The organism is Kibdelosporangium banguiense, from assembly GCF_017876405.1.
Classification (GTDB): domain Bacteria; phylum Actinomycetota; class Actinomycetes; order Mycobacteriales; family Pseudonocardiaceae; genus Kibdelosporangium; species Kibdelosporangium banguiense.
In genome coordinates, this window is the sequence record NZ_JAGINW010000001.1 from 9959628 (window position 1) to 9984949 (window position 25322).

Annotated in this window: 22 protein-coding genes and 1 pseudogene; 9 read left to right on the forward strand and 14 right to left on the reverse strand. The window is 66.2% G+C overall.

From position 1 onward, the window contains the following. Positions 1 to 152: 152 nt before the first annotated feature. The 4 genes from JOF56_RS44845 to JOF56_RS44860 all read right to left on the reverse strand — a co-directional run bounded on the left by JOF56_RS44845 (position 153) and on the right by JOF56_RS44860 (position 3771). Positions 153 to 1403, reverse strand: a complete 1251-nt coding sequence (locus JOF56_RS44845) for an alpha/beta hydrolase (RefSeq protein ID WP_209645630.1) — start codon at positions 1401 to 1403, stop codon at positions 153 to 155. 86 nt (positions 1404 to 1489) lie between these two features. After that, a complete protein-coding gene (locus JOF56_RS44850; protein WP_281065586.1) occupies positions 1490 to 1915 on the reverse strand; it encodes a twin-arginine translocase TatA/TatE family subunit in 426 nt (141 codons plus the stop codon). Between the two features lie 51 nt (positions 1916 to 1966). Continuing rightward, entirely contained in the window at positions 1967 to 3175 is a 1209-nt protein-coding gene (locus tag JOF56_RS44855; protein ID WP_209645632.1) for a YncE family protein, read from the reverse strand. A 2-nt stretch (positions 3176 to 3177) separates the two neighbouring features. Continuing rightward, entirely contained in the window at positions 3178 to 3771 is a 594-nt protein-coding gene (locus JOF56_RS44860) for a polysaccharide deacetylase family protein (RefSeq protein WP_307855545.1), read from the reverse strand. A 515-nt stretch (positions 3772 to 4286) separates the two neighbouring features. Between JOF56_RS44860 and JOF56_RS44865 the strand changes: the two genes are divergently transcribed. Next, on the forward strand, positions 4287 to 4499 hold the full coding sequence (locus JOF56_RS44865) for a Sec-independent protein translocase subunit TatA (RefSeq protein ID WP_245378657.1): 213 nt from the start codon (positions 4287 to 4289) through the stop codon (positions 4497 to 4499). A gap of 283 nt (positions 4500 to 4782) precedes the next feature. On the opposite strand, the gene JOF56_RS44870 is transcribed toward JOF56_RS44865, so the two are convergent. Beyond that, entirely contained in the window at positions 4783 to 5976 is a 1194-nt protein-coding gene (locus JOF56_RS44870) for a lytic transglycosylase domain-containing protein (protein WP_209645634.1), read from the reverse strand. A gap of 877 nt (positions 5977 to 6853) precedes the next feature. On the opposite strand from JOF56_RS44870, the gene ctaD reads away from it, so the two are divergent. Continuing rightward, positions 6854 to 8503: an aa3-type cytochrome oxidase subunit I gene (gene ctaD, locus JOF56_RS44875; protein ID WP_209645635.1), complete on the forward strand. Its 1650-nt coding sequence runs from the start codon at positions 6854 to 6856 to the stop codon at positions 8501 to 8503. A gap of 53 nt (positions 8504 to 8556) precedes the next feature. On the opposite strand, the gene JOF56_RS44880 is transcribed toward ctaD, so the two are convergent. Together JOF56_RS44880 and JOF56_RS44885 are read right to left on the reverse strand one after the other, a co-directional pair. Then, positions 8557 to 9576: a cytochrome d ubiquinol oxidase subunit II gene (locus JOF56_RS44880; protein ID WP_209645636.1), complete on the reverse strand. Its 1020-nt coding sequence runs from the start codon at positions 9574 to 9576 to the stop codon at positions 8557 to 8559. Further along, the gene (locus tag JOF56_RS44885) at positions 9573 to 11015 is read right to left on the reverse strand and encodes a cytochrome ubiquinol oxidase subunit I (RefSeq protein WP_307855546.1); all 1443 of its coding nucleotides are present in this window, start codon (positions 11013 to 11015) and stop codon (positions 9573 to 9575) included. Before JOF56_RS44885 ends, JOF56_RS44880 begins: the two co-directional genes overlap by 4 nt. A 343-nt stretch (positions 11016 to 11358) precedes the next feature. Between JOF56_RS44885 and JOF56_RS44890 the strand changes: the two genes are divergently transcribed. From JOF56_RS44890 to JOF56_RS44905, 4 genes are all read left to right on the forward strand, one after another. Further along, a complete protein-coding gene (locus JOF56_RS44890) occupies positions 11359 to 12678 on the forward strand; it encodes an NAD(P)/FAD-dependent oxidoreductase (RefSeq protein ID WP_209645637.1) in 1320 nt (439 codons plus the stop codon). Positions 12679 to 12869: 191 nt separating this feature from the next. Further along, positions 12870 to 14282 carry a glucose-6-phosphate dehydrogenase gene (gene zwf / locus JOF56_RS44895; RefSeq protein WP_209645638.1) on the forward strand — a complete coding sequence of 471 codons (1413 nt, stop codon included), beginning with the start codon at positions 12870 to 12872 and terminating at the stop codon, positions 14280 to 14282. 124 nt (positions 14283 to 14406) lie between these two features. After that, positions 14407 to 14952, forward strand: a complete 546-nt coding sequence (locus JOF56_RS44900) for a hypothetical protein (RefSeq protein ID WP_209645639.1) — start codon at positions 14407 to 14409, stop codon at positions 14950 to 14952. A gap of 167 nt (positions 14953 to 15119) precedes the next feature. Continuing rightward, entirely contained in the window at positions 15120 to 16487 is a 1368-nt protein-coding gene (locus JOF56_RS44905) for a diacylglycerol/lipid kinase family protein (RefSeq protein ID WP_209645640.1), read from the forward strand. Positions 16488 to 16590: 103 nt separating this feature from the next. Here the strand turns inward: JOF56_RS44905 and JOF56_RS44910 are convergent, their stop codons facing one another. Together JOF56_RS44910 and JOF56_RS44915 are read right to left on the reverse strand one after the other, a co-directional pair. Then, positions 16591 to 18021: a DUF2252 domain-containing protein gene (locus JOF56_RS44910; protein WP_245378658.1), complete on the reverse strand. Its 1431-nt coding sequence runs from the start codon at positions 18019 to 18021 to the stop codon at positions 16591 to 16593. A gap of 25 nt (positions 18022 to 18046) precedes the next feature. Continuing rightward, positions 18047 to 18277, reverse strand: a complete 231-nt coding sequence (locus JOF56_RS44915) for an amphi-Trp domain-containing protein (protein WP_209645641.1) — start codon at positions 18275 to 18277, stop codon at positions 18047 to 18049. 191 nt (positions 18278 to 18468) lie between these two features. On the opposite strand from JOF56_RS44915, the pseudogene JOF56_RS61140 reads away from it, so the two are divergent. Beyond that, positions 18469 to 18813 (forward strand): annotated as a pseudogene (locus tag JOF56_RS61140) (helix-turn-helix domain-containing protein); the annotation flags it as partial. An 11-nt stretch (positions 18814 to 18824) separates the two neighbouring features. Here JOF56_RS61140 and JOF56_RS44925 read toward each other — a convergent pair. The 3 genes from JOF56_RS44925 to JOF56_RS44935 form a co-directional block, all read right to left on the reverse strand. Continuing rightward, entirely contained in the window at positions 18825 to 19025 is a 201-nt protein-coding gene (locus tag JOF56_RS44925) for a zf-HC2 domain-containing protein (RefSeq protein ID WP_209645642.1), read from the reverse strand. Between the two features lie 331 nt (positions 19026 to 19356). Beyond that, positions 19357 to 19947, reverse strand: a complete 591-nt coding sequence (locus JOF56_RS44930; protein WP_209645643.1) for an RNA polymerase sigma factor — start codon at positions 19945 to 19947, stop codon at positions 19357 to 19359. 304 nt (positions 19948 to 20251) lie between these two features. Next, positions 20252 to 20401 carry a hypothetical protein gene (locus JOF56_RS44935; RefSeq protein WP_209645644.1) on the reverse strand — a complete coding sequence of 50 codons (150 nt, stop codon included), beginning with the start codon at positions 20399 to 20401 and terminating at the stop codon, positions 20252 to 20254. A gap of 650 nt (positions 20402 to 21051) precedes the next feature. Between JOF56_RS44935 and JOF56_RS58785 the strand changes: the two genes are divergently transcribed. After that, entirely contained in the window at positions 21052 to 22596 is a 1545-nt protein-coding gene (locus JOF56_RS58785) for a serine/threonine-protein kinase (RefSeq protein WP_245378659.1), read from the forward strand. Between the two features lie 178 nt (positions 22597 to 22774). Here JOF56_RS58785 and JOF56_RS44950 read toward each other — a convergent pair whose 3' ends face one another. Together JOF56_RS44950 and JOF56_RS44955 are read right to left on the reverse strand one after the other, a co-directional pair. After that, the gene (locus JOF56_RS44950; RefSeq protein WP_209645646.1) at positions 22775 to 23212 is read right to left on the reverse strand and encodes a CapA family protein; all 438 of its coding nucleotides are present in this window, start codon (positions 23210 to 23212) and stop codon (positions 22775 to 22777) included. Then, entirely contained in the window at positions 23209 to 24438 is a 1230-nt protein-coding gene (locus JOF56_RS44955) for an SRPBCC family protein (RefSeq protein WP_209645647.1), read from the reverse strand. Before JOF56_RS44955 ends, JOF56_RS44950 begins: the two co-directional genes overlap by 4 nt. 57 nt (positions 24439 to 24495) lie before the next feature. Here JOF56_RS44955 and JOF56_RS44960 point away from each other — a divergent pair, with 57 nt between their 5' ends. Next, on the forward strand, positions 24496 to 24951 hold the full coding sequence (locus JOF56_RS44960; protein WP_209645648.1) for an Hsp20/alpha crystallin family protein: 456 nt from the start codon (positions 24496 to 24498) through the stop codon (positions 24949 to 24951). The last annotated feature ends 371 nt before the right edge of the window (positions 24952 to 25322 follow it).

Below are 25322 nucleotides of genomic sequence, written 5' to 3' on the forward strand. Positions count from 1 at the left end.
ACACCCGGCGACGGCACTCCAGCCTCGGCTGTCTCAGTCCGGCCGCCTACGAGGCGACCACCGAACCCGCTACCGGTCGTGCAGTAGCCTGGCCACATATCGGCCTTGTCTGTCGAATCGGGCCAATCCCAGTCCAGCGCGGCCCCGGGCCGTCACGCACGCCCGCTCAGTTCGTTGGTCAGCCACGGTAATGCTTCGGCGAAGGCACGAGCGGCGAACCTCCAACTGTGGTTCCCGGGTTCGATGATCAGCCGAGTGGTGATGCCAGCGCGTTGCGCGGCAGCATTGAGCTGGGTCGCCTGCCGGGCGTGCCCAGTTTCCGCGGTGCCGGCAGCGAACCAGCCGGACGTGTCGAGGTAACGGGCGTGGTGGCCGAGCACGGTGAGCGGGTCGTGCTCGGCCCAGGCGGTGGTGTCTCCGTGGTAGAGCTTGCGGATGGTGTCCTGCCTGCTGCCCAGGTTGGGCCCAAGATCGCCGGAGATGTCCTCGAAGTGGCGGAACGCCTCCGGGTGTTCGACCACCAGGTCGAAGGCACAGGTGCCGCCCATCGACCAGCCGGCCACGCCCCAGTTGCGTGGGTCCGCCGAGGCGCCGAAGGTACGCACGACGTCCCGTGGGATGTCCTGGAGCAGGTAATCCTCGGCGTTTCCCCACAGGCCGTTGACGCATTCGGAGTCGACCGCGAAGTCGCCCGACGGGTCGACGAAGACCAGGATCGGAGCGACGCCGCCGTGCTGAGCGGCGTAGGCGTCGGCGGTGGCAACCGCGTTGCCTGCCCGGATCCAGTCGGCCGGGGAGCCGACCTGTCCGCCGATCATCTCCAGCACGGGCAGGCGGTACTGCCCATGCGAGCGGAACCAGGCGGGTGGCAGGTAGACCAGTTCCTGGCGGTGCGGGAAGTGGCTGATCCGGGCCGGCAGGTCGGCCGCGACGACCCGCCCGGTTGTGGTCTCCGCCGGAACCACACCGAGTTGGTCAATACCGATCTGATGGGACACAGGGCGGTGGGTCGCGTCGCTGAGAGCGTCGTCGATGGTCGGGTAGTAGCCGGTCCAGATGTTGAGGGAGTTCGCCGCCGTCATAACGGCGAGCAGGACCGCGACCAGACCGGCCACGCGCTGCCGCCAGCGTGCACCTCGCCAGACGACGACCAGCACGCACAGCGCGACGACCATCGCTCCGGCCCACAACCAGAACGTGGCCGGGAGGGGATCGGTCAGCGCGAGCATCGCCGGGAGGGCCACAGCGGCCACAGCGGAGAGCACGATCCCGATGAGCACCGCGGTGGGGAAACGGCGCCGCAGCCAGGACCGGTCACGCATGCCGGCCGTCAGCACGATGGCCAGCACCGTGGCGGCCTGCAATGCCCACGGCAGCCAGCCGTGCAACAAGGACACGCCCACTCTGTCATTGTGCCCATCCACAGGGCCCGGCCGGTCGTGACAGCCAGGCCAATTGGGACAGACGGATGCCCCCGGTCCGACTGCGATCAGGTGGCGTCTGGGTCGACTGGCGGCGACTCGCCCGGCCGCAGCGGACCGCCACGCCGGCCTGCGTTGACCGGCGTGGAGTTTCGGCCAGTAGGGCGATTCTCCGGCACGGGAGTGCTGTCGAGGATCTCCACCAGGTAGCGGGTGACCATCCGCTGCGGTTCCGCCGCTCGGAACGCGGCCAGATCCTGCAGCGGTTCGCGCAACTCGTCCGCCTCCGGTCCCAGTTCGGCCTCAAGTTGCTCGCGGGTCGTGGTGGCGAACTCACGCAGTCGACGCATCGTCAGCCCCAGCCACTTGGCCGCTGCGGGCAGCCGCTCGGGTCCGAGAATGAACAACGCCGCGAGGAGAAGGACGAACATGTGCTCAATGCTCAATCCGGACACCTCCCTCGTCTGCGCCGGTCCTACCGCTAGATTGTCCATAGCAGACACTCGGGGTGGCTCGTCCCCGTATCTCGCCCTCACCGACAGGACCTAGCGGGTGATGCCGGTGTGGCCGATGGAATACCGGCCGGGCTGGGGCCAGACGCAGAGGCCGTGGGGACCGGGGCCGACGGGGATTGTTTTGATCATCGAGCCGTCTTTGGTGGACATGACGTAGACGACATTGTTGTAGCGGCCGGAAAGCCACAGTTGGGTGCCATCCGCGGTGACGTTTCCCATGTCGGGGCTGCCACCGCCTGGTATGCGCCAGGTCGTCACGGGCGAGCCGGTGTAGGCGTCGAGCACTGTCACAGTGCCTTCCTCGCGGTTGGTGACGAACAGCCGTTTCGCGTCCCGGGACAGATACAAGCCGTGGGCCCCCTTGCCGGTGGGGATGAAGCGCAGAACGCGGGTTGCCGCGCCGTCCAGGACCCAGAGGCCGTTGGCGTCCGAGTCGGCGATGTAGTAGACCGAGCCGTCCGGGGCCAGTTTGATGTCCTGCGGGCCCATGTGGGTGTGCCGGTGGGTCATGTCGATCATGCGGAGCACTTTGTGGCTGGGTACGTCGATGACGGCCACCCGGCTGGCGAACTCACAGGTGAACACCGCGGTGCGGCCGTTGGGAGAGAAGTCGGCGTGGTCGATTCCCGCGCAGTCCGGGGTCGGCGTCTCGTCGTGGATCTTCCAGGTGTGGGGGTCGTACCAGACGAGCTTGCGGAGTCTCTCCGCCACGGAGATCGCGTATTTCCCGTCCGGCGTGAAGTACATGTTGTACGGGTCGACGACCGGGAATACCGGGCCTGCGCGGCCGGTACGGGCGTCGAACGGCATCACACGGTCGGTTTTGTCGTCCGTGGCATAAAGCGTGCGCATGTCCCACGACGGCACGACATGCTGCAGTTCGCCACCGACGTGGTTCTTGCCGACCACCTGGTAGGTCGTCGGGTCGATCACCCATACGTCACCGGACTTGTTATGCGGCACGTAAACCAGTGGCTTGTCAGCGGCCACCACAGGCAGGAGCATGCCGGCACCCGCGGCCGCGTAGACGTTCCTCGGGTCGGTCACCGGCGGCATGCCAGGCAACGGGTCACCGAGGGCCGGTGCCGACGGGTTCGGTTCGCCCGGCAGGTTCGTCATCGGTGAACCGGACTGCGACATGCCTGGCATGTTCGTAGCAGAACGACTCGGCGCTGAGGTGCAGCCGGCGACGAGCGCTACCGCCAGCGCGGCAACGAGCAAGATCTTGGGTTTTGTCATGTTCAGCTCACCAGTTTCGAAGCGGTCACGACAGTTAGGCCACGACGGGCGAAGTCGGTGAGAATCCCGGGCAGCGCGATGACCGTGCCGGGCCGGCCAAGGTGCATACTGACGACACTGCCCGCCGAAGCCGCGGCCACGGCGTGGCGGATCGCCGCAGGCCCGGGATCGCGCCAGTCCAGCGAATCGATGTCGTACGACAGCACCCGCGAGTACCCGGCCTTGCCCGCCTCCAGGAGTTCCTCGGCAGTCGCGTGCTGCCCTTGGGATTGCCGGAAGAACGCGCCCGGTGATCCGGTCAGCTCGACCAGTTCGTCCCGGCAACGCTCGATCTCCACACGCATCGGCTCAGGCTTGTACGCCGACAACGCCGGATGGCTCCACGTGTGGTTGCCAAGCTCATGGCCACCGTCGAGCACCATCTTGGCGGCGTCCGGCCTGGCCGCCAGCCATGTTCCTACCGCGAGCACAGTCACGTAAGCGCCGTGTTGAGCCAGCGCGGCAAGCACCTGACGCGTGATGTCGAGGTCACCCGCGCCGTGAAAGGTCAGCGCGACCTCGGATCGACCACTTGTGGCACGCACCAGTTCAGTCACGGAGCCACCACCGGGTTTCCCGACCGGCGATGAAGCCGACGGCACAGTGGTGCCAGGCTGACCAGGTCGCTGCGGGAGAGGCGGCGAACACGCGCTGAGCGCGGTGGCAGCCCCGAGCCCGAATCCAAGGAATCGGCGCCGGGATATCGGATTCGACTGATCGGACACAAGGTCCTCCAGAGACTGCATGGCGGCTTGGCTCAACGCTAGCCGAACTCGGCAGCGCCTGCCGTCAGGGCATCTCTGTCCGAAACGGTCACAAAGTCCCGGCTACCGGCAACACGTCGGGTTCACGGCTGATGAGTGGTTCACTGATGCCGCAGAACGTCCGGCGCCCGGCTAATCCTTTTGGGACATATCCGTGCGAAGGCGCATACCGGTCAATGGCCACTATTCGCCTGACCCTGCCTCTGACCATGCCCGGCACACCGCCCTCACCCGACGGCGTCCTGGCGTAGGATTACCAACGAAACGAACCGGCAAATTCCCCAACTTTCCCGTCTCATGAACAAGACTTGACAGAACTGGAGGATTGCGTGTTCGCCAACGGTCTCGGCTGGCCGCATCTCCTCATCGTGGCCGCGGCGTTCATTCTGTTGTTCGGCGCCAAACGGCTACCCGACGCCGCCCGCTCCACCGGCCGGGCGCTTCGCATTCTCAAAGCGGAGACCAAGGGCTTGCGTGAGGACGATCCGCCTGCCGGGAAACCTCCCACCAACGCCGAATAGACATCCTCCGTCGACTGCGGACCGGGTGCTGACACACCTTGCAGAGCTGCAGGACCATTACGGCTATCTGGTCGTCGCAACCTCCACAGTTGGGTCGGCCGCCGAACACAACCGCCCCGACGGCAAGCGCAGCGTCCCGCCGGACATCCATGGGACATGCACCACCCCCGGACAGCGGAGGATTCGGCGATGGGCCACCGTTCTATGGCTAACCGCCCCTTTCAACACCCGCATATCAAGCATGTGCGGACGCGCGGAGTCTCTTGGTATGCCGCTGGATCCACTATTTGTTCTTGTTTGTGGCTGGCGGGCACGGTTGGCCGGTCGGGGCGGTGGTCGTGGTCGCCCCCGTTGCGGCGTGCTCCACCACGCTGGTCTGGCTGGTGCTGTTCGGACGCACGGAGCTTGACGGCGGGGTGCTCGTCGTCGTGGTGGTCGTGTTGGTGGTCGTCATCGACGTGCATGTGGGCGTGGATGACGGTGGGCTTGAGGTGGCCTGGGACGGTGGCGACGATGTGGGGACGGTGGTCGTTGTCGTTGGGTCGTCGGGGATGTCGCCGGTGACCTTCGTGCTCGGCGGCGGCGCGGAACTGGTGGGCGGCGGATGCGGACTGTTGGTCGGCGGCGCGTTGTTGGACGTCTGGGCAACGTTCCGTGGGGGCCTTTCCATGGCACCGGTGCCTGACGGGATCTCAACGATGTTGTGCTCGTATGCGTCCGCCCAGATCAGCACGGTCTGCACGTAGCTCTCGGAATGGTTGTACCGGAACACCGCGATTGCGCGCTGCTGCGGGTTGTTCATGTCCAAGCCGCCGGAGCACAGGAACTTCCCGGCCGCCAGCGCGGCGTCGTAGAAGTTGTGCGGGCTCCTGGTGCCGTAGCCGCTGGCGTCCGACGCGTACTGGGCCCAGGTGGACGGGAGCAGTTGCATCGGGCCGACCGCCCGGTCCCACTGGGTGTCACCGTCCCACACGCCGTGGTCGGTGTCCGGGACGGCGGCGAAGCCCTGGCCGTCGAGCACCGGGCCGACGATCTTGGTGATCGTGTTGCCCTTGTCGTCGGCTTGACCGCCGTTGCCGTGGTTGGACTCGATCCGGCCGATGCTTGCCAGCAGGTACCACGGCAGGTGGCAGTTCGGCAGTTGGGTCGCCAGGATGCTCGCGGCCCTCGTGTAGGCGTTCATCGCCGGACCCGGGATGCCCAGCGGGCCGCTGGGCACCGAGATCGGGTCGCCGGTCGCGGCCAACGCGCCCGGGTCGCCCGCCAGCCGCAGCAACTGGTCGGACAGTTGGTCCACCTGCGGCAGTTGCCCGGTGGCGCCCAGGTCGTCCAGGTCGATACCGAAGAACCCGTGGCCGAGGCCGTTCGCGACCGGGACCAAGGGGGCCGCGTCGGGGTTCGGGTCAGCCCCGATCCAGCCGGCAATGTCCGCAGCGGCCGTGGCCGATATGAGCAGGACCGCGACGACGACGGCCACCACACGACGCTGACTCCGTACGAAGCGCATCAGGTTGCGTCGGGCAGTCCTGTTGAACGCTGCTGGCACGAACGACACGGACCCGGCCTCCCCGGGATCTCTCGGCTCTTACACTCTCCTGCGACCTGTGGTGGCCCCGTTTCCTAGCGTGCCCGAAACGCCGTCACTTTTCACAGGTCCTTGGGCCTGTTCGCCGGGATACCCCCAGCACGACCGCTGGCGCGGACCGCACTGTTGATCAGCGCGGATGATCAATGACGGCCAGTTGGTTCGGTGTGTCGTGTCGTTGCCACATACGTCGCGCCACTTCGTTCAGCCACGGTGCGTGCCTTGCGTTACCGCCCGTCAAAGTCAAATATATTGGTGTCTACATGTGGACTGTGTCGCAGCCTCGTCATGAGTGAACCGGACCCTCGTGTTACCGAGTTGCCGTTGCGGCACGGCGATTTGGTGCCGCAACGCGGGGATCTCCAAGTCGATGCGCAACTGCTCAATGCCGTCTCGATCGACCACAGTAGACATCATAGTACGGCCATCAGTGAAGCGGCCACGGCCTCGCCGTCCGTTCTTCGATGGGGCACAGAATCTATTGTCCAGAATGGACCTGCGGGTATCTCCGATGCCGGGCGGCACATCGACGCTTCGATCGAGCGACGGCCGCCTTGCTTGTGCTGGCGGATGAACGCCGATGGCGTGATCATGCATGGTGTCGGGGGCATGCTGAGGCGATGGAACCATAGTGGAGGGAGCGAGACATCGATGACAGCGGCCAATGACAGCGGCGGCGCGCCTTTGATGGCCCGGTTCTGCCGGGCCCACCCTGGCGTCTAGCCTTTTCGTCTGGAGACTCACCGTGCCAACCGCTCCAGAACCAATCATGATCAGGCCCGCTGGCCCGGCCGCCAAGGGAAAGGTGTTGCTGCGGCTGTTGCGGACCACCGATCACAAGCAGATCGGCGTGCTGTACCTGACGACTTCGTTCGCGTTCTTCATGGCCGGCGGCGTGATGGCCTTGTTGATGCGTACCGAGTTGGGCTGGCCGGGTCTGCAGTTCCTCTCGTCGGAGCAGTACAACCAGCTGTTCACCATGCACGGCACGATCATGTTGCTGCTGTATGCCACGCCGAACGTGTTCGGGTTCGCCAACTTCGTCCTGCCGCTGCAGATCGGCGCGCCGGACGTCGCGTTCCCGCGGCTCAACGCGATGTCCTACTGGCTCTACCTGTTCGGTGGGACGATCGTGCTGTCCGGCTTCCTGACCCCGGACGGTGCCGCGGACTTCGGCTGGTTCGCCTACACGCCGTTGTCGACCGCGACGTACTCGCCCGGCGTCGGCGGCGACCTGTGGACCGCCGGTCTGATCGTCACTGGTGTGTCGACCATCCTCAGCGCCGTCAACATGATCACCACCGTGATCTGCCTGCGCGCCCCCGGAATGGTGATGTTCCGGATGCCGATCTTCACCTGGAACATCCTCTTCACCAGCATCCTGGTACTGCTGGCCTTTCCGGTCCTCACCGCGGCACTGTTCGGGCTGCTGGCCGCCCGGCACCTCGGCGCGCACGTCTTCGACCCCGCCAACGGCGGCGCCGTCCTCTGGCAGCACCTGTTCTGGTTCTTCGGACATCCCGAGGTCTACATCGTCGCCCTGCCGTACTTCGGCATCGTCAGTGAGATCTTCCCAGTGTTCAGCCGCAAGCCCTTGTTCGGCTACAAAGCGCTGGTGTGGGCGACGGCCGCCATCACCGGGCTGTCGGCCGTGGTGTGGGCACACCACATGTACGCCACCGGAGCCGTGCTGTTGCCGTTCTTCTCGTTGATGACCTTCATGATCGCCGTGCCCACCGGCGTGAAGTTCTTCAACTGGAGCCTGACCATGTGGCGAGGCCAACTGATGATGCGCACACCCATGCTGTTCAGCGTCGGGTTCCTGGTCACCTTCCTGCTCGGCGGGCTGACCGGTGTACTGCTGGCCGCGCCCCCGATCGACTTCCATGTGACCGACACGTACTTCGTCGTCGCACATTTCCACTACGTCCTGTTCGGCACCATCGTGTTCGCCACCTTCGCCGGGATCTACTTCTGGTTCCCCAAGATCACCGGCCGATACCTGGACGAACCCTTGGGCAACCTCCACTTCTGGACCACGTTCATCGGCTTCCACACCACATTCCTGGTCCAGCACTGGCTCGGTGCGGAAGGCATGCCCCGCCGGTACGCCGACTACCTCGCCAGCGACGGCTTCACCACGCTGAACGTGATCTCCACGATCGGCTCGTACCTGCTCGGCGCGTCCATGCTGACATTCATCTGGAACGTGTTCACCAGCTACCGCTACGGCCAGCGCGCCGACGCCGACGACCCCTGGGGCTTCGGCAACTCACTGGAATGGGCCACCACCAGCCCACCACCCCGGCACAACTTCCTTGAACTGCCCAAGATCCGGTCCGAACGGCCGGCATTCGAACTGCACTACGCGCACATGATCGACCGCATCCGCGACGAAGCCCACGGCCACGACACGTAGAGCGCCCGGTGCGGTGAGAGCGTCATCGTTGGTATCAGCAGTCTTGGTGGTGGTCATGGCGCGGTATCGGTCACACCTTCTTCGGGAAGGAGACCCTTCTGGTCCAGGACATAAAGCAGGACGAAGGCAGGGATCACCAGGACGGCTGCCAGACCGACCACGATCAGAACGGCGACCAGGGTGCCCGAAGTCGACGCCGCCGCAGACACTGTGAGGCTCTCGGGCAACAGGTACGGCCACTGCGCCACACCCCAGCCGACGACGACGCTCGCCACAGCGGCCACGGCGAGAATCCGAGCGCCACGCGCGGCGCCGCGGACGAGCAACAGAAACACGCCGATCCCACAAATGGCGCTGAGAATGACCGGGGGCAGTGCCCGTGATGTGAGACCGTCGAAGAGGTAGCGCGCGTCCGCGCGGAGCACGAAGATGCTCACGACCACGATGAGGGCCGCGGCGGCGGCCGCAAGAACGGCCCTCCGGCGGAAGTAGTCGGCCATGTCATTGTCGTCAAGGCGGCGGGCGTCCCAGACAAGGTAGACGGCGGAGAGGTAGGCGACCGCCGCAACGGCCAGGACGCCGCTGAGCACCGACGTCGGGTTCACCCAGCTGTCCCACGGATCCCCGGCCCTGCCTCCGGCCGGCACCCGCCCAGACGCAATTCCCCCGGCGATGGCACCCATGCAGTAGGGCACCAGCACTGAGGAAATCGCAAAAGCTCCCCCGAAAATGCGGCGCGTGCGGGTCGTGACGACTACCTTTCGAAACGCGAAACTCGCACCACGCAGCACAATCCCGAGCGCGGCGATAGTCAGCGGCACGAACAAGGTCAGTGTGATCGACGCGTAGGCCTGCGGGAATGACGTCCACAAGACAACGAAGATGAAGATCAGCCAGACATGGTTCGCTTCCCACACCGGTCCGATCGAGTGCTCGATGATGCGGCGTGGACGCTCCCCCTTCTCGGCTCCACCTGCGGTGAGGTCCCACAAGCCCGCCCCGAAGTCAGCACCGCCGAAGACGGCATACGCGACCACGGCGAGAAGGAGGATCAGGGCGACTGCGGTGCTCACCGATCCGCCTCCTCCTGGCCGGGGGGCGTGGCGAGGGGCGCGCTTGGGCCGTAAGGCGTGTCGTCGTCGGTGAAGCCGTCAGCCCTGCTGAACCGTCTGCTCATCCCACGCAGGACGAGGATTGTCGTGATGCCGATGGCGATGTAGAGGATGATCACCGCAATGAACGTGGCCCATACCCCCGTGTTACTCGTGGCCGCGTCGGCGACCTTCATGTGCTCGTAGACGATCCATGGCTGGCGCCCCACCTCGGTGACGACCCATCCTGCCTCCATCGCGATCACGGCGATCACGCCGGAGCAGGCGGCGGCTCGCAGGAACCATCTGCTCCTCGGCATGCGGCGGCGCACGATCCAGCTGCCGGCGTACCACACCGACAGCAGAAACAGCAGCGCCCCGAAGCCGACCATGACGTCCCAAGCCAGGTGGACGATGTTGACCTGCCGGATGGTCGGCCGCTCGTCGGCTGGCACCGAGTCGAGTCCCTGCACAACCGTCGCGGTGCCGGTGCTCGGGTCGGACAGCCACGACGCGAGGCCCTTGATCTTGATACCGCCACTGACCGTGCCATCCTCGTTCAGTCGGCCCAGCAGGATCTCGGGCACGTCACTGCTGGTCTCCGGCACCAGTTCGATGGCCGCGAACTTGACCGGCTGGTTGTTGTAGACCCACCGTGCCAGCGAATCTCCGACGCCCATCTGGATCGGCGTCATGACCGCGGCGACGGTGAACGCGATCACGAAGCCCATGCGATGGTAGTGATCCAGGCGGCCGCGGAGCAGGGCTGTCGCATACACCGAGGCGATCAGGAATCCACCGACCAGGTACGCGGCGATGACCATGTGGGCGGCCTGCAACGGCATCGATTCGTTGAAGATCGCTTGGATGGGATCAACCTTCACCACCCGTCCGGCCGAATCGAGCGTGAAGCCCGACGGCGCGTTCATCCAAGCGTTCGCGGACACCACCGACACGCTGCCGAAGAGGCCGGCGAGGACGATCGGAACGCCGGTCCAGAAGTGGGCCCACGGTCTTAGCCGACGCCATCCGAAGATGTAGATCGCGATGAAGATCGCTTCGGTAAAGAAGAACAATCCTTCAAAGGCGAACGGCACGCCGAAGACCTCGCCCCACTGTCGCATGAACCGTGGCCAGAGCAAGCCGAATTCGAAGCTCAGGACGGTTCCGGTAACCGCGCCGACGGCGAAGGTCACGGCCATGTACTTGGACCAACGCTGGGCCAGTGACAAAGCGTCCCGGTCGTTGTGCCGCAGCGCCCGATAGTTGGCGATCAGGGTCAGAAAGGTCCAGGAGACTCCGAGCGGCACCAGAATGATGTGACAGGCCAAGGTGAACGCCATCTGTCCCCGTGCCCACGGAACCGGGTCCACGACGGCGAAAACCGCAAGTGCGCTGAGAGTTCCGGACAGGATGACCACGACCCTCCGTTTTCGACACGTCCAAGCCGGTCCGCGTCGACGCGCGAAGCGCCCGGTGACGTTTTGAGCGTGGCCGGTGCACCGTTGCAGAAGCATCATCTGGAAAGGGCGACGTTCTGATCGTCGGTCTGGGGCGGGACGAGACGAATGGTGTGGATAGTTCGCAGCGGTCACCGCGTGTGCGGCGGTCGTGTGCGCAGCGACTCACCCGCGCTGGGTGACGTGTGACCGCGTCGACGGTTGGACCATGCGTTCGGTTGGCCCAGCTCTCGCCTATGGCACTGCCAGAGGCGCCATTACTCGCACAGGGCTGCTGACCGCGTCTGAAGGAGGGGAAGGATGCATGGCTGACACGACAGTGCTCATTGTCGGGGGCGGGTTCGCCGGGGTCACTTGTGCGCAACACCTCGCGAAGCACAACGTTGACGTGATTCTGTTGGACCAGAACAACTATCACCAGTTTCAGCCGATGCTGTACCAGGTCGCCACGGCCCAGGTAGCCGCGTACGACATTGCGCGGCCGCTGCGAGGAATCTTTCATCGCGACAAGACGGTTGACCTACGCCGCACGGCCGCCGCGTCGATCGACCCGACGACACGCTCTGTCACCACGGCTTCCGGGTCGGTCCTGTCCGGGGAGTACCTGGTCATGGCGGCCGGAGCCCAGGCGAACTTCTTCGGCACTCCGGGAGCGGCCGAGCACGCCCTCCCGCTCTACTCCGTGAACGATGCCGAGAGACTGCGTGCCCACATCCTCGACGTCCTCGATGCCACCGTGGACCGCCCCAAGCTCGTCGACCGGGGATCGCTGAACTTCGTGATAGTCGGCGGCGGGCCAACCGGAGTCGAAACCGCGGGGGCACTGGCCGAGGTCCTCAGGGACGTGGTCCCCGACCGCTACCGATCGCTGGCGGCCCCGGCCAAGGTACACCTCGTCGATCTTGGTGATGTTCTGCTGGCGCCCTTCTCCGACAAGGCACACACCTATGCCGCGAAACGATTGGAACGCGACGGCGTCACCCTCCACCTCGGTGTCGGCGTCAAGGAGGTGCTCCAGGACCGCGTGACGCTCACCGACGGGACCGAGATCATCACCCGAACCGTGATCTGGGGTGGTGGCGAGAAACCTGCCGACGTGATCGCGACAGCGGGATTGCCCACAGGGCGTGGCGGCCGGATCGACGTGCAGCGGGATCTCACTGTGGCTGGACATCCGCGGGTCTACGTGCTGGGGGATGCGGCGAATGTCCCCGGCGCCGACGGAGTGATCCTGGCGCAGCTTGGATCCGTTGCGCAGCAGTCAGGAGCCTGGGCCGCCCGAAACATCCTCGACAGCATCGCCGGCAAGCCAGGGCGGGCCTTTCGCTACAAGGACAAGGGCATCATGGCAATGATCGGCCGAAACGCTGCTGTGGCCGAAATGGGGCCGCACAGGCATGAGGTCGAGGGGCCAGTAGCGTTCGCGGCATGGCTTGGCGTACACGCCATGTTGCTCAGTGGCATCCGAAGCAAAATCGACGCGTTCATCGCCTGGGGCTGGGACTACTTCAGCAAGAACCGGGCCACAGCAGTGGTTGACGGCCCAGACGCGGCGCGCATCGAGTGGGGAGACGACGACCACGGCGAGCGTCCGGAGTTTGAGCCTCATCCCGCCGGATCGTGAGCCGAAGCCCGTCCTTCACTCGTCCTCCACGCTGCAGTCGGCTCGACAGCGAGCAGACGCTCACCGGCTGGGTGTCACCCCGTAGAGGTGAAGGCAGGGCGTCGCCCTCTCTCTAGCGTCACATGACGGGTATGTCCTCGTGCTCTCTCACCCGGAAGAGCGCGATGATCACTTGGGGAGGGAGGCCGGCGATGGTGGGACATAACGGCTCCGCGGGTTCGGGACAGCGGGGCGATGTCTTCGTGATTTTCGGGATCACCGGCGACCTTGCGAAGGTGATGACGTTCCGGTCGCTGTACCGGCTCGAAAAGCAAGGGTTGCTGCAGTGTCCGATTGTTGGTGTCGCCGTCGAGGACTGGACGGTCGATCAACTGGTGGAACGCGCGCGTCAGTCCATCGAGGGCACCGGGGAGCGGCTGGACGAATCCGTGTTTGTGCGTTTTGCTGCCCGGCTTTCGTACGTACCGGGCGACTTTACTGATGCGGGTACCTATCAGCGGGTGGCAGAGGCGATCAAGGGTGCCGAGCTTCCTGTCTTTTACCTGGAGATCCCGCCGTTCCTGTTTGCCCCCGTTGTCAAGGGGCTTGCCGAAGCAGATCTCGTGAAAACTGGACGTGTGGTCGTGGAGAAGCCATTCGGTCACGACCTCGCCTCGGCTCGCGCCCTGGCGGAGGAGCTCCACCGATACGTCGACGAGTCACAGCTGTACCGGATCGACCATTACCTCGGAAAGATGGGCCTCGAGGAAATCCTCTACCTGCGTTTCGCGAACACCATGCTGGAGCCGGTCTGGAATCGGAACTACCTCGAATGTGTGCAGATCACCATGGCGGAAAGCTTCGGGGTCGAGGACCGAGGACACTTCTACGATCCCGTCGGTGCGCTACGTGACGTGGTCGTCAACCATCTCATGCAGGTGGTGTCCGCCGCGGCGATGGAGCCTCCCGCTGGCGGTGACCGGGAAACGGTCAAGAACGCGCAGGTTGCCCTCTTCAAGGCCACGATCGCGGCGAACCCCGCTCAGTATGTTCGCGGCCAGTACGACGCCTATCGCAGCATCGATGGAGTCGCAGAGGACTCCACCACTGAGACCTACGCCGCCCTTCGCTTGGAGATCGATAACTGGCGCTGGTCAGGCGTACCGTTCGTCATCCGCACCGGGAAACGACTGCCGGTCACACAAACCGAGCTTCGGCTCATCTTCAAGGACCCGCCTCGTCTCGGTTTTGGTCTGCGCGGAGATCGTCGGCCAACACCGGATCAAATCGTCGTGAAGCTCGACCCGTCGACCGGGATTCGGGTCATCCTCAACGCCCGCCACGCGGGCACGCCGCAACCGGAGCCCATAACGCTTGACATGGAATTTGCTGAAGAGGGCGGCGCGGGGCCGACGCCGTACGAGGTGCTGTTGCACGCCGCGATGACTGGGCAAAGCCTGCGGTTCAAACGGCAAGACGAGGTTGAGGAAACCTGGCGAATCATGCAGCCGTTGCTCGATGCGCCGCCGCCGGTACACCACTACGCGCCGGGGTCGTGGGGGCCAGAGGCGGCCGACGACCTGGTCGCCAGCATCGGCTGGCAGGGCCCGTGGGTGACAACGTGAGCAAGGACGCCCCGCGCCCGGGAAAGCTCACCTCCAGCAGATGAGGCAGCCGGAAACGCAGGGGTGCACCCTTGCCACAGGCGTCGTGCCACGGCGATCACTCCGTGGAGCGGAGGGAAAGAAAATGACAATCGGGCCCGTGCAGTTGGTCGTGCTGGGATTCCCGGAGCCGAACTTCCACGGCCGCATCATCGAAGAACTGGAACGCCTGCGGGAGAGCGACACCATTCGCGTCATCGACGCGCTCGCGGTCCACAAGCACCGCGACGGTGCCATCGAGGTCACCCATCTGAGCAACATCAGCGACGAGGAGGCGATCGAGCTAGGCAGCAAGATCGCTGCGCTGATCGGGCTCGGAATCGCGGGTGAGGAAGGTGCGGTAGCCGGTGCGCGTGCCAGCGCGGAGGCGGCCGTGGAGGGTCTCGAGGTGTTCTCCGACGAAGACGCGTGGGATGTGCTGGAGGAGATCCCGAACGGCTCGGCCGCGGCGTTGCTTCTGCTGGAGCACCGCTGGGCCATCCCATTGCGCGACGCGATCGCGGCGGCCGGCGGGTTCCGCATCAGCGATGGTTTCGTCAGCCCGCTGGACCTGATCGGCGTCGGTCTGGTCTCGGCGGAGGAGGCGAAGGAGCTGCACGCGCTGGAAACGGCGGCGGGCAGCCACAAGTGACGTGCCGATGATCTTCGGGAGGTAGGACATGTTCGGGTCACGGAGGATCGCCCGCCGCACGGCGCGGCGCACCGCGCGGCGCGTCAGCCGCCGGCGAAACTGACCGCCGCGTCCGCGCGCATCGGCACGAGGGCCGGTCCGTGGGCCTCCCAGTAGGAGGCGGGCTGATGGACGTCCACACCGGCCCGGCGAACGCTTCGTCGGCACAGCGCCCATCCGCCCGGCGGCGGGTGGCCGCCGCGGTCGCGTTGATCACGCTCGTCGCCGCTGCCGTGGTGGTGGCCTGGCGCCTCGTTCAGCACCCTGTCCAGCTGCCACTGGCGCTGCTGTTGATCATTCTCGCGGTGATTGCGGCCTGGACCGCGGTGGTGCATCACGGGATCCGCCGGGTGCTCGCGGCGATCGCCGCGGTCGTGACGCTGGCCGCGACCGTCGCGTTGCCCGACGTGCGCTCGTTCGCGCTGTTGGCGGTCGTAATCGGGCTGATCGCGATCTCCACGGCGGCGGTGAAGGTGGCGGTCGCCCGCGATCTGGCCCCCGCCACCGCCACCCGGTCGGCCGGTCCGGCGAACCACGGCGTACTGCTGATGAACCCCTGGTCCGGTGGCAGAAAGGTGGAGCGCTTCGGGCTCGAGGAGAAGGCACGCGAACTCGGGATCACCCCGGTCGTACTCCAGCGCGGCGACGACCTGCGGGTCCTGGCCGAACATGCCGTGGCCGAGGGCGCCGACGTGATCGGCATGGCCGGCGGTGACGGGTCGCAAGCTCTGGTCGCCGACGTCGCCCGGCGACACCATATCCCGTTCATCTGCGTACCCGCCGGGACTCGCAACCACTTCGCGCTCGACCTCGGACTGGACCGGGCCGATGTGACGGCCGCGCTCGGTGCCTTCGGCGACGCCCTGGAACGGCGCGTCGACCTCGCCATGCTCGGCGATCGCGTGTTCGTGAACAACGCCTCGCTCGGCGTGTACGCCGCCATCGTGCACTCCGCTGGCTACCGCGACGCCAAGCTGGCCACTGCCCAGGAACTCCTCCCCGACCTGCTCGGCCCGGACGTACGGGGCTTCGACCTGCGCTTCACCCGCCCGGACGGGGCGAGCGTACGGAGCGCTGACATCGTGCTCGTGTCGAACGGCGTCTACCGCCTCGACAGCCTCAAAGGGTTCGGCACCAGGAGCCGCCTGGACGCCGGCGTGCTCGGCGTCGCCACCCTGACGGTGAACCGCGCGCGGGACCTGCCGGCGCTCATCGTGGCCGAGGCCGGCGGGCACCTCGACCGCTTCCCCGGCTACCAGGAGTGGACCACGCGCGAGTTCGAGGTGGATTCCGGGCAGCCCCTGGTCGACGTCGGCGTCGACGGTGAGGCCCTGCGGCTGCCACCCCCCTTGCGATTCCGCTCGCTTCCCGGCGCGCTTCGCGTGCGCACCCCCATCGACGCGCCGAACACCGCGCCCGCGGCCGTGACCCCGGTCGGCATCCGGCAGGTGGTCACGGCCTCGTTCCGAGTGCTCGCCGGGCATCCAGCGCGCTGAACATCGCCCTCGGCGCACGGCCTATGCCCGCCGCCGCCCGCCGAGGGCCTCGTACCTACGAAACAGCGAGGTATGCGGTCGCCAGCAGCGGCGGTCACGACGATCACTGCCCGTGTTCGGCGGCGATCCGGCCGGCCTTGATGGCGTCCAGCAGTGCCGCGTGGTCACGCTCGTTCTGGTCGGCATAGGCACCGGCGAACTCGCGGATCGCCGCTTCGAAAGAGGAACCGGCCCCCAGGTACGCCGCGATCGCGATGGCGTCCCCGGTGCGCGCGTGGGCACGGGCGAGGGTCCAAGCGCACAACCTGCCGTAGCCCAGCATGCCCCCCGGAGGCATCGTCTCCACGTCTGCCGAGCCCTTCCCATCGCGCAATTGCCGGAAATAGAAGTCCCTGGTCTGGCCGTCGAAGCCCGTGACCCGAACCCAGCCGAGGAAGATGTCGCTGACCGTCTGCATCAGCCTCTGCCCGACGACCACCCGGCGCCCGGCGTTGTGGTACCTGCTCCGGCCGAGGAACGCCTCCAGCACGGACGGGCCCGCTTCCTTGACTTGCAGGAACAGGGGGTCGCGTTCGTCGTTGCCGAGCAGCAGGGCCATCCAGCACCGCGTGCCCACGCTGCCCACCCCGACGACCTTCCGCGCGAGGTCGACCAGCCGGTACCGGTCCAGGAGCCGGCGCCGCTCCGGTTCCAAGGTTTCCCGGTACGCGTCGAGCACGGCGGTCAACCGCGATGTCAGCTCGGCGGGGTCCTGCCCAGACCCAGCCAGCTGGTCGACCGGGACGATGAGCGGAGCGTCCGGGGTGATCCGCAGTGTCCCGTCAACGATCTCGGTGAACTTGCGGAGTGCACCGAAGTTGTCATTCGTGCGCGCCTTCGCGACCCTGTCCGCGAGCCTTCTGCGTCGGACCGCACTGAGCTGGCCAGCGTACACCTCCCGCACCGCTTCCACATCGGCGTGGGCGTACCAGACTTCGAGCGCGGGCCAGCCCGCCAGCTCCCGCATCGCGCGGCGGTATTCGGCGATCGACTTGAGCACTACGTTTCGCCGCTGCTTCGGCGCGTAGCCATTGTTCCGGCCGGCGATCTCGAGGCTCGCCGCGAGGCGCTTCACGTCCCATTCCCAGGGCCCGGGCAGAGTCTCGTCGAAGTCGTTGATGTCGAAGACGAGCCGCCGTTCCGGCGAGGCGAACAGACCAAAGTTCAACAGGTGGGCGTCGCCACATGCCTGCACCAGGAAACCGGTTCGCGCGGTACCGGCGAGGTCGCTGGCCATCGGCAGCGCGGCCCCGCGAAAGTGGGAGAACGGAGACAGGGCCATGCGCCCATAACGGATGGGGAGCAGGTCCTGCACGCGCGCAGCGTCCTGACTCGCCAGCAGCGCCAATGGATCCGGCCGATCCGGGTCACGCGTGAATTCGGCATGGCGTGCGCGAGGCACCGCGGAACGGGCCGCCTTTCCCTTCGCAATGCGCTCGGTACGTGTCAATCCCGCGCCTTCCGCCGCGACGCGATCCATCGTCATGTCCGTCATCGAGTCGCCTCGGGAATTACTCGGGCTACTCGGACGTGGTCCATTTCAGTTCCACCTCGAGTTCGACGTCCTCGCGGTCGACTTCCACCTCAATCTCGCACCGGACGTGGTCCGGGACATGGATCTTCACACTGCTGCTGCCCAGCGCGACCTCGACTTTCTCGCCGTTGGCGAGCGCGGCCGCCAGCGCCGACAGACGGCGGGCGGCCTCATCGCGGGTGAGCAACTCCTGACGGGTCACTTCGAGGGTGGACATCTGAGGTGCTCCTTTCCCGTTCGCGGAGCAGAATCTCCGCACCTGAAGGCAACGTCGGCATCGCCTGCCATACATCGCCCGCCATTGGTGAAATCGCCCGCCATTGGTGAACAGGTGCACGGTCGGCAGCGGCCTGGTCGTCACCCGTGACGGCACCGTCAGGTGGATTCGACTGATCGTCGCAACACCCCTTGACTGTGGAGGAGGATGTTGTGGCACAGGGAAGAGCGCGTGCGGCGATTCAGGCTGGACGGCCGCCGTTGCGATCACCAGGACGGCCGCCGGTCAATCGGCGTGAGGAGCGGCAGCGTTTCTGGCAGAAGATTGCCGAAGGACTGTCCAGTGAGGATGCCGCCGTGGCACGCGGCGTGTCGACGCCGTTGGGGCCGCGGTGGTTGCGCGAAGGTGGCGGCATGCCAACAGTCAGTCTCCAGCCGTCGTCGGGGCGCTATCTGTCGTTCGCGGAGCGGGAAGAGATCGCGATCCTGAAGGCACATGACGCGGGAGTACGTGAGATCGCACGTCGGCTTGGCCGGCGCGGATCCGCTCAGGGCGCGTGCCCGTTGGCTGCGTGTGTCTCGGTCTGGAGTTTCTCCAGCAGGCGGACGGCCAGTGTCAGCTCAGCGATCCCCCGCTCGCAGGACGGGCACACCTCGGCGTGCCGACGGAACTCGGTGCCTTCCCGCTCGCAGAGCGCTCCGAGTACGTACGCGCGGACCGTGACGGTGTACGGGCAGGCGTGCGTCATCGTGTCTTCTCCACCTCATACCGTCGCCCGGGCGCCTCTGGATTCCCGTGCTGTGCCAACAATTCGTTGTGTGTCCTGGATGGATTGAGGGGCGAGCGGCGGCCGGGAGGAAGACAACCGCCGCCCGCCCTCGGGCGGCGACCTGGGCAACAGGACTACGGAACGGTCGCCGCCCGAGCCCGGCCCGGCGCGCCACTAAGCAAGTGCTCGGCGGTGCGCCGGTCGATCCGGCGGGAACGGTGCGCGCTCATCTCATGTCCTTCAGCGTCAACGCCTTCGATCGTGTCACTCCAACCGGCGAACTCCGTCCAGTCAGGATGCTCCATGCTGGTCAACCAGGGTGCTCGAGGTACTCGGCGAGCTTGCGCAGACCACGATAGGCCGCCGTACGCACCGCGCCCGGGCGCTTGCCCAGCACCCGAGCGGCAGTCTTCACATCCAGCCCCACCACCACCCGCAACAACACCGCCTCAGCCTGATCCCGCGACAACCGCGCGACCAACACCAACGCGGCATCAGTGGCCACCGCGTCCACCGCGGACTCGGCGGTGTTCTCCGGCCCGGACAACTCCGCCAACTCCTCCACCGGCCCAGCCACGACCGGCCGCCGACGCTGACGACGCAGATGATCCATCGCACGATGCCGGGCAATCGTCGTGGCCCAGCCACGAAACCCATCGACCTCCCCACGAAACGACGCCAGATCCCGCACGATCTGCAACCACGCCTCTGACGCCACATCCTCCGCATCCTCACCCACCAATACCCGCAAGTACCGCAGCAAAGCCGGGTGAACAGACCGATACAACACCCGAAACGCGTCCTCACCACCACGCTGCGCCTCAGGCAAAGCCGCTGCCAAGTCCGCAGCATCGGTCAGTGGCCGTCTCTCTCCGGTCAGGACGTCCCCCGAAGCATCCATTGTAGATCGTTCAGCCGTCCGGCTTCGCCGCAACCCCGCGACACCAGAAACCTCACCACCATCACCCAACGCAGCCGCACTGTGCACCCGCGACATCTTGATCTATCTCCTGGCTCGGCGAAACCCCTGCCGGAATGTCATATCCACACGGGACTGATGCAGAGTTGGCAAGTAACAATCACATTCCCCGGAGGGCTGACGGAGACCGCTTGCGGGGCGCACAAAGACCAGCCGCATGCCGCAAAAGAGACAGTCCCTTTTGGACCAAGCGCTCTACAACCCCTGACATCAAGACGCAGCGAATTCACCGCGTCGGCCCGCTTGGCGCATGCGGTCCGATCGACGTGGGTGCCGCGTCGGAGGGCTCGACGTCAACGCCGTAGCCCGCGTGGCGTAGCACCCTCGCGCGGGCGTGGGACGCCCGCCTGTCCTGCTCCACCGAGAGAATCCTCATGTTGCGATCATGCCCTCAGTCGATCAAGTGCGGGCCGCTCCCGCTGTGTCCAATAATGGCCATTGACCGAATAGGACAACATGGGCGCATGGCCACTTCGTGAACCGCAGCCAGCAGCGCTGCCCACCCAGCAGGTCGGGATTGCCCCCTCGAAGATCAAACTTTCCGCAGGACAGCGGTTTCCGACGTGGAGCTGGGAATCCCGTGTGAACAGTGGCGTGTCGTCCGGAATGGAGTGATAACGAGTGGCTAACGGCCGGGTCGATAGTTGATACGCAGGTACGCGTTACACCGATGAGCCCTCATGATCCAGCCCTCTGCCTGGCGAACACCGGGTTCAACGGCGGCCCGTACCTGCTCGCCGGCGGGGCTTTGCTGCTGGCCGGTGCCGGCACACTGGTCCTGCCAGCCCCTGCGCTTGCCGAAACCTCATCCCTCCTGGTCAGATTGTGCTATCAACCTCGACTCCGCCCGCTCACATGGCCGGCGATCACCACGGCAACCGGGTACCCCCGTGATGCGGGAAGCGGTATCGATGACAATTCCTCTCGCAGGGGTATCGGCCGAAGAGGACGGACTGCGTTGTGCGCGATAACTCACATCGGGACACACTGGGCGGCGTTACACCGGACCTGCCAACCATCCCGGACATGAGTCCGAACGGGACCTGGCAGACGGGGCGAGTCGTCGCCGGCCGCTACCGCCTGCAATCCCGTGTCGGCGCAGGCGCGATGGGCCTCGTATGGCGGGCAGCGGACCTCCTCCTGGACCGAGCGGTGGCGGTCAAGCAACTCCGAATGCCCCCAGCCCCAGCAGAGGACGAAGCACAGCGTGCCCGGCAACGCGTGTTCCGGGAGGCCCGCATCGCCGCCCGGCTGCAGCATCCGCACACGGTCGGCATCTACGACGTGATCACCGACGACCAGGACCAGCCCGTACTGATCCTGGAATACCTGCCGTCACACAGCCTGGCCGCCGCGCTCACCGAACACGGCCCGCTCCCGCCAGCACGAGTCGCCCGCATCGGAGCCGCGATCGCCTCTGCCCTCGCGGCGGCACACGACGTCGGCGTCGTGCACCGCGACGTCAAGCCCGGCAACATCCTGATCGCCGACAACGACGGCACGGCCAAGGTCACCGACTTCGGGCTCTCGCACGCCGCCGGAGATGTCACCGTCACCAGCACCGGCATGCTGGCCGGTACCCCGGCATTCCTGTCCCCTGAGGCGGCGTGCGGCGAACCGCCCACACCTGCCTCGGACGTGTTCTCCCTGGGCGCGACCCTGTACATGGCCGTGGAGGGCACGCCGCCGTTCGGCGAAGCCGACAATCCCATCGCCCAGCTCCATCGCGTCGCCGCCGGGCACGCCCCATCGCCCCGACAAGCCGGCCCACTCACACGGACCTTGACGAGCATGCTCCGTGACGACCCCACCACGCGGCCCACTATGTCCCAGGTCGCAGCTGCCCTCACGGCTATCGCCGATCAACCATCCACCAGGACCGACACACCGGCTGTCGCAACGGATAACGAGATCGCCGCGAGGCACGCACCCACACGGATAGACCTCCGGCCCTTCGGCGACCCCCACCAGACCGACAGCGCACCAGCCACCGCCGTCCCGCCCAGGCGACGGCGGCGCATCACCTACGCCCTGCTGGGCCTGCTCGCCGCGAGCGTGCTCATCCTGCTCACCACGCTGCTGGCTGATCCGGACACCGGCATCCCGTCCAGCGCACCACCCTCTGCGAGCACCGCACCAAGCAGCACTGCCAACAGTTCGCCGAGCCCGTCGCTGGCCGGCGATCCGGCCCTCCTGCAACAGGCCGTCACCCAGTACTACACGCTGCTGCCGGACAACGCCGACCAGGCATGGACACTGCTCGGCCCGGCTATGCAGAGCCAAGACCGCGAGCAGTACAAGAAGTTCTGGCACAACGTCAAAGACCTCCGGACACGCACCACTCCCCAGGTCTCCGGAAACACCGTCATCGTGGAAATCGAATTCACCCAAGAAAGCCGCGGCCGGATCCGGGAAACCCACCGACACACCATGCTGCTGCAGAACAGCACGCCACTGATCAACTCCGACCAGGTGCTCTCCTCCCAGATCAGCAAGGGAAGCGGCAACAGAGAGGGCCACGGCGAGAAAGAGAAGAACAAGAAGAAAGAAAACGACGGCGGAGGCAACTAAAGGTTGTCCCGTAATGATCAAGAACCGTGTCGAGACAATGGCTTTCCGAGCGGCGGTTGGTCAGGACGTCCTCCATGGCGTCCACTGTGGATCGTCTAGCCGTCCGGCTTCGTCGTACCCCAGCGACACCGGTCGCCCCGTCGTAGGTCGTGAAGTGGCCAACAGGTGTCAATGTCGCTTATACGCCAACAGAGTTGTGTCCGGCGTGTAGGTACTCTAGTCCACTGTGGCCGAAATCGAGGACATGGTTGTTGGCCAGCGCGCACACATCGGGCCGGGCCACCGTCAGGCAGGACACGTTCTCCGGAGCCATTCGATAGTGGATCTGCTTGCCGCGGGCAGGTTCACCGCGACGCGTGATGCTTGTCTCCAGGTTGAGAATCCGGACATCGGGGGCGATCTCCTCGATCACGCGCAACGCGTCGCCCCACGGCCAGGTGACATCGACCGGGCGTGGAATCGGGCCGTCGGCCGCCTCAGCGAGCCCGACATAGTCCCGGGCGTCCCGGACGAACCGTTCCCACAGCCGCGGATCGCCAGGCCTGGGCAGGATCTGATCGACGCCACGCCCGGTCATGACATCGCCGCACAGGAACACCGTGACAGGCGGGCTCATTGCCGACGTGGCGGTGTGCCGGTTTCCACGAGCGACTTCAGCCGTTGCAGGTCGCGGTGCAGCTTGTGTTTGGGATCCGCGCGGAACAACGCCGCCACCACGTGCCCGACCGCACCGGCGACCGGGTTGTAGCTCAACCGCACCTGCAGCCGGGTCCGGCCGTCCAGCGAGTCGAGCCGCACCGTGCCGGTGTGGGCGATGAGCTGGCCGTCACTGGTCGTCCAAGCGATCTCCCGGCCGTCCTCGCGCCTGGTCTCTTCCGCGGTGAAGCGGACCGGCACGCCGGCCGGGCCCGTAATGACCCACCGCGATTCCCTGCTGGCCGGCATCCGCTCGATCTCCCGGACATCGGGCATGATCAGGCGGAACAGCTCATAGTCGCTGACCCACGGCCACACCTTCTCGGCCGGCGCACCGACCACGATCGTGTCCTCGACGTCGATCGCACGACACCCAGCCCTGACCCCGGTCAACCGCCTCAGCGGCAGGTTCGTGGCCGCCCGCGCCGCCAGCACCGCGCTCGCCCCACGCACCAGCCACGCCACGGACTGTGGCAACCGGCTCGTCGCACCCCATGCCGAAACGGCGGCAAGCGCCACAAGCAACCGCGCGGTCGGTGACCAATGCTGTTGCAGCAATTCAGGAACGGGCTCCCGCATCCGCCCCTCGCCCTGCAACGCCGACACGCCAGTCGAGTCGGTCCACACGGTCCAGTCCGTACGCACCTGGCTGACGCCCGGTATACGCCGAACCGCACGCCGGGCACGGGTTTCCTCGTCGGCCAGCACATCGCCGGTCAGCGTGACCACGCCGTCCTCGACCTGCACGCCCACCGCATGCGGATGCCGGACATGCCGCCCCAACTCCGCGCGCACACGCTCATGCAGCACCCGCCCGTCCTTGACGTGATTGCCCCTGAGTCGATACCGGCCACCCGCGAGCAGACCTCGGCCGCGATTGGTCACGTCGTCCGCGAGAACTCTCGTCCCGATCCTCACCTTGCGCACGGCACGACCGGTCTTGTCCCGCACCTTGGCCCGCCTGGCCCGGCCCCGATGAGGATCCAGCAGATACTCGGCCACCACGCCCGCGCCCGCGGCAACTCCGGCTACAGCGGCCTGTTGCCGCACCGGCGACCGGCGGCGCGGGCGAGCGCGCCCGATCCGGACCTCCATGATGATCAACCACCTCTCACTCGCCTTCACCGCGAGTACCCACGACGTCACTCGGGTACACGGTCATCGACACGCAACGAACGACGGTCATAGGAGGACTGAGCTGCGATGACACTTCCTGCGCCACGACGGGGCGGCCAGATCGCCCGCTGGAACCCGTTCGGCGAGTTCGAGGATCTTTACACCCGTCTCGGCCGGCTGTGGGAGTCGGCAGTCGGAACCGACTCGCCGACGGCGTCGGCGTGGTCCCCGCTCGCCGATTTGTGCGAGACCGACGACGCCTACATCGTCGAGGTGGACGTGCCGGGCGTGAAACGCGACGACATCACCATCGACCTCCGGGACGACGAACTGACCATTACCGGTGAGCTGAAGGAAACCGAACGGGAAGGCCTGTTCCGCAAGCGCACCCGGCGAACCGGTCACTTCGACTACCGGATGACCCTGCCTCGCAACGTGGCCCCGGACCAGATCGACGCCAGCCTGGCCAACGGCGTCCTGACCGTGCGGATCCCCAAGACCGAAACGGCCAAGGCCCGCAGGATCGAGATCACCGAGCGGTAGCCGCACTTCGCCTCGAGGCCGGGACAGCTGTCCCATCAGGACTCCGATGGGATGATGACCTGCGCCGGCAAACACCGCATCGAACGCCGAGGTGAACTGGCCGGCCCGGTCGCGAACCAAGAACCGGAATTCATCAGCTCGGTCGCCGAGGTCCATGAGTAGGTTGCGGGCTTGTTGCGTGGTCCATGATCTGTCCGGATGCGTTGTCGTACCGAGAATGTGGACGTAGCGGGTGGCGATCTCCATCACGAAGAACACGTAGATTCGTTTGAGCGTCACCGCGCAGTCCACGTGGAAGAAGTCGCAGGCAAGCATGGTGGACGCCTGGGTACGCAGGAACCGCCGCCACGACATGTCAGCGTCCCTGTTGG